2 protein-coding genes are annotated in these 4,438 nt (G+C 65.3%); both read right to left on the bottom strand.

Features of this window, described 5'->3' with window-relative positions; all coding sequences use genetic code 11:
* A partial coding sequence (locus tag GX414_09145; GenBank protein NLI47260.1) for a hypothetical protein occupies positions 1-3,462 on the bottom strand: 3,462 nt, incomplete at its 3' end.
* Positions 3,463-3,626: 164 nt separating this feature from the next.
* Positions 3,627-4,385, bottom strand: coding sequence for a hypothetical protein (locus tag GX414_09140; protein ID NLI47259.1), 759 nt, complete (start codon positions 4,383-4,385; stop codon positions 3,627-3,629).
* Between the last annotated feature and the right edge of the window lie 53 nt (positions 4,386-4,438).

Below are 4,438 nucleotides of genomic sequence, written 5' to 3'. Positions count from 1 at the left end.
GATGTGGTAATCCTTGATGTCGCTCGATAGTTGCAGATTAAGTTCCGGATCGACCTCAGCCGGATTGATGAACGAGATCAGGCCCCGGTCCACGGTGAAACGGTTCATCCGGAACATGATTTCGCCGTTGTTGACCACCAGGGCCCCGCGGATCACCGGCTGATCCAGCGATCCCTTGATCTGCAAGTCCACGCTGCCGATAATATCCAGACTGTCCGTTTCGATGCGGACGGACCGTTCGCCCTTGAGATTCACATTGAGCGTGGTCTCGGCAAGGAGTGTCTCCGGACCGTTCCCGCCGCTGGAGAACTCCATGCCCGCCAGCAACTGGACGAAGCCCACCAGGTCCACATTTTGCAACGGGGCGGCCCGCTCGATCCACAGGTCGCCGCCCAGCACCGATCGGCCGGGTCGCCCCTGGAGATGGATCCGGCCGCTCACCTCGGACAGAAACCCCTTGGGAAACGGCACGCTGAGCCGGTCGCTGCTGGCGTACACGTTCCAGAGCACCGGTTCCAGCTGGTCCAGGCGGCATTCGCCGTGGATCTCCAGCGGCCCGTAAGTGGAGTCCATCTGGATCCGCTCCGTCCGGATGGAATATCGGGACAGCTCCAGCACGCCGTTGATCTTGGACAGAGCCAGCTCCGGTTTGCGGATCTTCAGCGCGGCGTCCTGGAATTCCACCCGGCCGGAGACCGACGGATTGCCCACTTTCCCCTGCACGGTCGCCTGCAGCTTGACCGTCCCGGCCGGAAACAACTCCGGATAGAAGGGCTGCAACAGGTCGGCTTTCAGCGTGCCGCCCACGAACACGCGGAGCTCGTCGAAGGGGAACAGGGACAATTCACCCTGGATGGCCAGCTTGGCCGCGTTGAGCTGAAGTTCGGTGTTGCGCAGCGTGAGCCTTCGGTCGAGCACCTGCAGGGTCACCGGCTGGGCGTTCCGCAGCTGCAGATGACGGAAAGTCAGGCCGATCTTGTCGAAACGGGCCGTGACCTCCATCTCCTCGGGCTTTTTAAAGGGATACGTCACAAACATTTCGCCCGTGACGGTGCCCCGCGTCTCGTCAGCATGCGGGACGCCCGCCTGGCGCAGGAACGGCTGGATCTGCACGTCGTCCAGAAACACCCGACCGTCCAGCATCGGTTCCGCGCCCAGGCTGACCACACCCAGAGTTTGGTATTTGTTCTCCCGGTACTCGGTGCGCAGGGAGAAATACACCTTGTCGCCTTCGTACCGGGCCACCAGGTTCAGGTCGCCGAACGGTTCGCCCTGGAACATCAACCGGTCGCTGGTGAAGGTGGCGGCGACCTCCGGCTGGCTGAGCCGGCCCCGCAGCTCGAATGTTCCCGCCAGCAGGCCGTCGAGACCGGCGTCGCGCAGTTGGGGCAGGTCCTTCAGCGCGAGGCGGCGCAGCGCCCCGGCCGCCTCCACCTGATTCGTAACGGTATTCCAGCTGCCGCCGGCGGACAATTCCACCGCCGGCCCGTGGATCGCCAGCTGGTCGAAATGCGCCGTGTCCCCGGCCAACCGCCCCGCCGCCTGAATGCGGCCCAGCGGCTGGTCCATGAGACGGACATCGCCCATGCGGATGTCCCAGCTCCCCTCGCCCGGGTGGCCTTCTGGCAGGGTCAGGTTCAGCACACCGGTCAGGTTCCCGTGCAGGAAAGCGGATGGCTTGGGATCACCAAACTCCAGGCCGACAAAAACCAGGGTGCGCTCCAGCGACCGCCAGTCCAACGCCTGGCAGTTGACGGAGATGGCGTCCAGATGGGTGTCCGGCTCCAGGCGAAGGTTCATGTCGAACTCCGCGCGCTGACTCGCCCCGTCGAGCATGCCGCCCCGGACCCGCAAGGAGTTACGATCGAGTTGGAACGGGAGGCGGACATCCCGCCACCGCACGCCGGCCATCTCCAATCCGCCCACGGACAACTGGCCGTCGACGTCGGGGAAACTCCCCTTGAGATGCAGACGGCCGGCAAACTCCGTCTGGCCGTAAATTTGAATCATGTCGAGCTTGGCCTTCAGCTTGTCCGACAGCCGGGCGACGCGCGCCAGCAGGCCCTGCGCCTCCTCTTCGGCCGGCACCCAGACCCGCATGGGATCCACCCACACCTCGCCGTCCCGCACCCGGCCCTTGCCCTGGATGAGCATGCCTTCGCCGAGCGCGTTGTCCAGTTCGAAGCGGATCTCGCTGTTGTCCAGGGCCAGCCGTCCCTGAATGAATTCGGCCCGATAGAAGTGCGTCTTGGAGGGGAGTTGCACCGACAAGCCGGCGATCACACCGTCCCAACGGATTTTCGGCGAACCGCCGGCCGCCAGATTCAGTTCCAGCTCACCGTCGATCACTCCGTCGACGGGATGGCCGATGAGACCGCCTGTGTGGAACTGGCCCAACTCAAGGTTGGCCAGCCGGCCGGTGTAGCGGATGGCGCGGGACTCCGGCGAGTATCCCCACTGGCCGGTCACGGCGCCACCGCCGTCCAGACTGAGCTGGAAGGAGTCCGTAACCAGCGCGCCGTCGCGCATCGTGACCTGCACAAACAGGTTCGTCATCGATACCTGGTTGACCGCCAGTGCGGGAGCCGACAGCTCAGCCGTCAGGTCGGCCAGCACCCCGTCACGGACCGCCACCCGGCCGGCCAGCGCCACCCGCCCGCCCAGCGCCACCGGGAGGTCGGGTTCCAGCAGTTGGGCGATTCCCAGCCCGATCGCGCCCTTTCCTTCCGCCGCCAGCTGCAGGGGCGCCTCGGTCTTGAGCCGCAGGGCGCCGCGCCACTCCAGCAGCGGCGAGGCGATCGTGACTTCCCTGAACTCCAGCTCGTCCGCCGTCACCGTACCCCGCACGGCGAACGTGTCCAGCGGCAGGCGCCGCCGGTCCTGGCGGAACAGGGCGTCGGCCACGTCGAGTCGGACCTGGTAGCCCGGCTGCCGACGGTCCTTGTCGATCCGCAGGTCGAATCGACCGACGGTGCCGTCCAGCGGGATCGTCAGGTCGCGGCAGCGGACTCGGCATCGCCGCAGGATGATCGATTGAAACTTCAGGTCGAGCTCACCGCCCGATTCCCGCTTCCGGACAGTCAGGTCGTCGGCCGGCAGGTTGAGCACCAGATCCAGGCCGATCACCTCGATGGACACCGGCGTGAGCCGTCCCTGGAGCATGTCGCCGGGGTCCAGCACCAGGTGCAGTTCCGGGATGCGGCAGAAGAACGAGCCGGTCGGTGAGACGACCGCCAGGTCCCGCGCTAGGACGGTGCCGCGGAACAGGTTGTAATCCCAATCCCGCACCACCAGTTGCAGGTCGGTCTCCTCGGCCAGGCGGGAGTTGACGGCGTTGAGCAGCACGGATTTAAGCAGAGGCGAGTTGAGGAACCACCAGGCGGCGGCCATCACCAGGGCGGCATAGACCAGCAGACGCACGGGCCAAGGCACTTTGAATTTCTTGCGCGGTGATTCGGACATGCGACGCTCGATGGCCACTCCATCCAGGCTGACCGATTATACAACAGCCGGCGGAGTACATCGAACCCTAACCGCTGTCCGGACAACCGGGTAGCGGTGGCGCGCTGCGGGATGCCCCGACGGGAAAATGCGGTCCGGCGGTTCTGCGGCGGCGCCGGCGATGGTCAATCGGCGGGGGGGGACACGGACGCGGACTCGTCCAGTGGCCGGGAACGCCGCCGGATCCGGGCGTATAGAAAGCTGACCACGCCGGCCAGAATGATCACGCCCAGGATGGCCAGGCCCAGGTCCAGCAGGTGGTACTTCATGAAATCGATGATGTAATCCCGGAAGATCACCGCCAACACACCCCAGATCCCGTAGCGCACCAGCCGGCCGATCAGCGTGGCGAGGATGAACCGGCTGTAGCGGAACCGCAGGACGCCGGCGGTGAGCACGAACAGCTTGAACGGCATGGGCGGCGGGACGATGCACGGCAGCAGGATGGCCCAGATGCCGTACTTCCGAAACCACGCCTGAATCTTGGTGATGCGTTCCGGGGAGAAGCGCTTCTGGAGGAACATGCCGCCGCCCTTGCGTCCCACGCTGAACAGGATCACCGAGCCGATAACCGAGCCTACCGCGCTGATCAGGACGAAGTAGGGCATGTACTCGGCTTTCAGAATGGCGAAATAGACGATGAGGAAGTCGTTCCCTTCCGGGATGGACAGGAACGAGGAATCGCCGACCGCCACCACTCCCAGGATCAGCCCGGCGAAGACCGGGCTGGACCGTTCGGCGTAGGTGACCAGGTCATGACCGGCCCGTTTCACCGCCTTGTAATTGAAGCCGAGTCCCACCGCCAGCCCCACCACGATGACGGCGGTCCAGAATCGCTTGCGGCGGTAAAACGGTTTGCCCGGCTTATCCGGAGTGGGTTCCACGGCGGCCTCAGCGGTTGATCTCGGGGAAAGCCGTCTCGTCCTTGCCCGGCAGG

Source organism: Acidobacteriota bacterium (genome assembly GCA_012517875.1).
Classification (GTDB): Bacteria; Acidobacteriota; JAAYUB01; order JAAYUB01; family JAAYUB01; genus JAAYUB01.
The sequence above is the reverse complement of the archived record's forward strand: the minus strand, read 5'-3'. Positions and strand labels throughout refer to the sequence as shown.